A 4939-nucleotide genomic window follows, 5' to 3' on the forward strand; every position below is an offset into this window, starting at 1 on the left:
TGATAGACCAAGCCAATCAAAATCAGTTGGGAGCCTCAAATAACTTCTTACAGGGTTATGGCAATGCCTATTCCAATGCCATACAGGGGGGAGGTGTGCTTGATGCTCACAATCAACGCCTTGTTGATGCCAATCGTGAACGTTGGCTGGAACAAGACAATAGCGGCTGGAATAGGTTGAATATGCTTATGAACGCCGGTCATGGTTTTGCAGGCAATTACGGCACGACAACGAATAATAATACAGCCTCTATGGTGCATGGTAACGACCCTTGGAAGAACGCTATAGGGATTTTAGCTAGTATTGCTAATTTTGCAGGAAAAAAGTGAGGTAGTTATGCAAAATAGTAACGATAACATTTTATCAAGACTAATTAAGTCTATGTATGCAATGGACCCATTCGCGTCGCGTATACTAATGCAAAATCAACGTATGGAAAATGCACAACAACAGGCAAATAATTTGCCTTATTTAATCCCTTCTTCATCTGTACCAACTTTTGGTTCACAATCAAATCCTTTAGGTTTATCGAAGGATATGGAACCTTTGCCAGATGTAAGTTCGTCTTTAAGATCGGCAGGCAGAAAACCGTATGTACCGTCTTCAGTCCCTTCTTTACCAGTAGCGACCTTTGGTTCACAACCAAATCCTTTAGGTATGGAACCTTTGCCTAATGCAATTGAAACTTCAGATTTGGCATCATTGAAACCAAAGCAGTCTCAATTACCAGAGCCTATTTCATCTGTAGAACCACAGAAGTCTGTACAGCCACAACAGAGTACTGTTCCTCACCAAGATACTGGTTCTCAACAGAGTTTTTGGGATTACTTGCGTAGTCCTGAGTTTTTACAAAGATTATCAGATTATGGGATTGGTTATGCATTATCAGATGGGACGATAGCACAAAGTTTAGCGAATGGAGCTATGAATCTTCGTCGTGGTGATATGGAAAGAGAAAAAAGAGGGCAGGTTAACCAGACTGTCGATTATTTAAAGTCCAAAGGCTACAGCGAAGAAGAAGCTGCTGTCATGGCACGGAATCCTCAAATGCTTAGTGCATTGCTCACAGGTGATACAGATAGCATAAAACATTACAATGATGGAAGTTCGTTAATTAATGACCCAACATCACCAACGGGAAAGAGAGTGGTTTATCACCCTGATGGGAAGGCGTATCTGGACAGAGAACGAGAAGCTGCTTTACGTCAACATAAAAACGTGTATGCAAAGGTTTTGCTAGAAGATATTGATTATGTGCAGGAATACCTTGAGAAATTTAAGAATAAGGCGACAGGTAATATAGCTTTAGCTGCTAGCTACGCGTTCTCAACGTCCGAACAATCGGATGTACGACAGGTTTTGGAATCAATACAATCTCGTATAGGGCTTGACCGTATAGATCAAATGAAAATGTTATCGCAAAGAGGGGCGCTAGGACTTGGAAATGTTAGCGATAAAGACATTGAAATGTTAAAAGAGTCTCTTGGGAAATTAAATTTACGTATGTCTACGCGAGAGCTTAAACGGCGTTTGTCAACAATAAAAGATGTTTTATCAAGACTGAACCCTGAAGTACAAGGTATTGTATTAGGTCATATTGAGGCTACAGAAAATAATATGAGAAATGCCGTTATGGCAGGAAATAGCCAAAATTCTACCAATCAGGCGGTCTCACAAGGAGATTTTTCTAATTTACCAGTTGTAAATAGTGGAGAAGACATTAAAAAACTTGCTATTGGAGATAGAGCATCCATTCGGCACGGTAACGATATGTATGAAATTATTAGGGATAGATAAATGGTCCATCATAATAATACTCATCAAGATTTTCCAGATTTTGGTCCTGGAATAAGAGTTATACGCCGTATTCCTAAACATGAATACGAAAAATCGGTAGAGGAACCATTTCCGGATTTTGGTTCTGGAATAAGAGTTATACGCCGTATCCCTAAAGATGAATACGAAACATCACCCCAACATCCCGAAATAAGTAGCAGTGAAGCTTTTTGGAATTCTTTAAAGCATGGTCTCAGTTTTAATTTAGATGACGAAATTGCAGGGATCACAGCGGCGGGACGTGATGATGAGAATGAGAATGCACTAAATGCTTTTCGCAAGGGGCTGTACAGATATTGGTTATCTGGAGATAAGAAATACGAAGATAAGTATGACAAAGCAGCAGGAGAATTACGCGATTATCAACGTAGGATGAGTGATACGCATTATTGGACGTCTTTGTTAGGAAATGTTGTAGGGGCTGCTTTACCTTCACTTGCGACGTTAGGAACAGGAGCGGTTGCAGGACTAGCGGGGCGGATAGCGCCTTCTGCTACTTCAAAATTAGGTCAAGTATTTTTGAAATCCGTTCCAACACCGGTAGGCACGGTAGGGAAACGGGTAGGCGCAGGAGTGAAATATGTAAGTGGGAAAGCAAGTCCGTTTTTAGGCATCACAAAAAACACAACATTGCCGCATTTGCTTAAAGTAGGAGCGGCATCTGGTGCATTACATGGAGCAGGTGAAGGGGTAGGGTTAGATCATACACTTCAAAGTGCAGCAGTTGGTGGTGGTTTAGGAGCAGGCGGGGCATTGGTTGGCAGTGCTTTAGGTCATTTAGCTGGTTCTACTGTTGGTGGAATACGAAGACTTCTTTCTCCTTCTCACAGGCAAGGTGTTGCAACAGACACATTAAGAGAAATCAGTAAACATTTAGGTAAGGAGGCTTCTGAAGAGCTAGGAAACTCTTTTAAAAATGCAGTTCCTACCGATTACGTAGCTGATCATAGTCCTTTTTTACAGGATCTTGTTTTTGATATCGCGAAAAGAAACCAAGGAGCTTATCTTGATTTGACCAAAAGAGCTGGGCAGAGAGCGCTGGGAGGAGGGGAGCGTATTCATCAGGCAGCAGATGAACACTTTATTCCTCGTCAAAATGTTACAGGTTTAAAAGATGATCTTATCGCGAGTAGAGAAGCAGAATCACATACTCTTTATGAAATAGCCAAGAAAACGCCGATAGAAGAAAAATATTATGGTGCTCTTAATGAATTAATGAAGCGTCCATACTTCAAACAGGCTTATGATGAAGGACTAAAGCGGTTTATTACGGATGGCAACAACGTTAGTCCGTTTTCTTCTCAAAAATTTAGTCTCCTTAAGGAGAAACCAAACATGGGGGCTCTTCATAAGACTAAAGAGGTCGTCGATTTAATGATAAGGACCGAAAAGAGACAAGGAGATAATAGCCAAGTTCGCAGTTTAGTAGGTATCAAGAAAAAATTATTAGAGCTTATGGATGATATATCGTCTGAATATAAGAAGGGACGGGCATTATATCATCAATATAGTTCAGATGTAGATGCTATGGGCGAAGGAGAAAAAGTCCTTAGAAAGTCGGTTAATAAGGATAAATTCAGTAAAATTTTTGATGAATTACCAGAGGGACAACAAGAATACTTTAAAAAGGGATCAAGAGCAAAACTTTTACAAGGCATGGGTCAAACAAAAGATGAAGTGTCCAAGGCAAAGGAGATTTTTGGTACGAATGATCTATATGAACGATTTGCAAAGATTTATGGAGCAGATAAAGCTTCTGCTGTTAAGAAGGTTGTCGATAGAGAAGCTAATTATGCAGATTTTTATAACAGAATACCCAATCGTGTAGCGAATGAAAAGATCTCTTTTACGCATAATGTCAGTATGCCAACGAGTAAATTTGATGCAGCTATGCAAGCAGGAAAAGCAGCGGTGAAGGCTTCTTGGATTCCTTTCAAAGAGGCAGCGTTTAGAGAGCGTCAACGGATTGAAAAGGATGTTGTCAAATTGTTAACAGGGGGGACACAGATTCCGAATGATAAAATTGCAAAGCTCATTCAAGATATGATTAAAGCGCAAGAAAAGGGATACGCTACAAAAGAATGGGTGAAAAAGCTTTCTGCTGCTTTGCTTGGAGGAGGAGGGAAAGCATTGGCTGGTCAATTTAATATGCTGAGTACACCAAGGTAGAAGAGGATAAAGCTATGACCCGTTATAGTCCTTCTGTCAATCAAGCGATACGGCAAACAGCAGCACGTTATGGTTTGCCAGAGAGTTATTTATACCGTGTTGCGCAAGTTGAAAGTGGTGGGAATCCGAATGCAAGGAATCCCCGCTCTTCTGCTGGTGGTTTGTATCAATTTATCGATAGCACCGCCAAACAATATGGTTTGCAGGATAGGTTTGACCCCATGCAAGCGGCAGATGCCATGGGGCGGTTGACGCTTGATAATCGCAATCATTTAAGCCGTCTGTTGGGAAGAGCGCCTAGTGAAGCGGAGTTGTATTTAGCACATCAACAAGGTGCAGGAGGAGCCGCGCGGCTTCTTCAAAATCCCCATGCCAATGCGGCGCAAATTGTTGGGAGCAATGCGGTTGGCTTGAATGGTGGAAACAACGCTATGCGTGCAAGTGATTTTGTCAACCGTGTATTACAGATGTATGGGGGGCAGCCTTATAGAGCAAGTCCTACAGCACAGGGTGGTTTTAGAAATAGAGACAACTTGCTCGAGGTTTTAAGGGCATTATTAGCATCACAAGAAGAAGCTTCGGAAGAAGATGAGAGTGATGATAATGATAACCCTTTGATGACGCAATTCATGCGGGCGTTTTACGGACCCTTTTACCGGAACTAGGATTCACGAGAGATGTCAACGATTTATGATTGGTCGCTTAGAGCGGCGGATAATACGCGCGTGGATGATTTGATTGATTGGTCAGAAGGACAGCAGCCTAGCAGTGTGAATACGAGCGCCCGTGTGATGATGCAAAGGATAAGTGAGTATTTGTCAGACACGGGTGGAGCGCTTGAAGGGGTTGTTACAAATGATCATGTCCAACAAACGAGTGTGATAAGGCTTGCAAGCACCTCACAGTTTTTAGAGTATAAGAATGGTATCGTTTT

The 4939-nt window shown here is 41.6% G+C and carries 3 protein-coding genes and 2 pseudogenes; all 5 read left to right on the forward strand.

All coding sequences use genetic code 11. The features are described from left to right. Positions 1 to 329 (forward strand): annotated as a pseudogene (locus U736_RS12415) (hypothetical protein); the annotation flags it as partial. Positions 330 to 417: 88 nt separating this feature from the next. Then, positions 418 to 1797 carry a hypothetical protein gene (locus U736_RS11280; protein ID WP_114648062.1) on the forward strand — a complete coding sequence of 460 codons (1380 nt, stop codon included), beginning with the start codon at positions 418 to 420 and terminating at the stop codon, positions 1795 to 1797. Beyond that, on the forward strand, positions 1798 to 4005 hold the full coding sequence (locus tag U736_RS11285; protein ID WP_244596121.1) for a hypothetical protein: 2208 nt from the start codon (positions 1798 to 1800) through the stop codon (positions 4003 to 4005). It abuts the gene before it with no gap. Between the two features lie 14 nt (positions 4006 to 4019). After that, complete coding sequence (locus U736_RS0108410) at positions 4020 to 4670, forward strand: transglycosylase SLT domain-containing protein (protein ID WP_026500653.1); 651 nt, start codon at positions 4020 to 4022, stop codon at positions 4668 to 4670. A 12-nt stretch (positions 4671 to 4682) separates the two neighbouring features. Then, positions 4683 to 4939, forward strand: a pseudogene (locus U736_RS0108415) (phage tail protein); the annotation flags it as partial.

This window comes from Bartonella grahamii ATCC 700132 (assembly GCF_000518085.1).
GTDB lineage: Bacteria > Pseudomonadota > Alphaproteobacteria > Rhizobiales > Rhizobiaceae > Bartonella > Bartonella grahamii.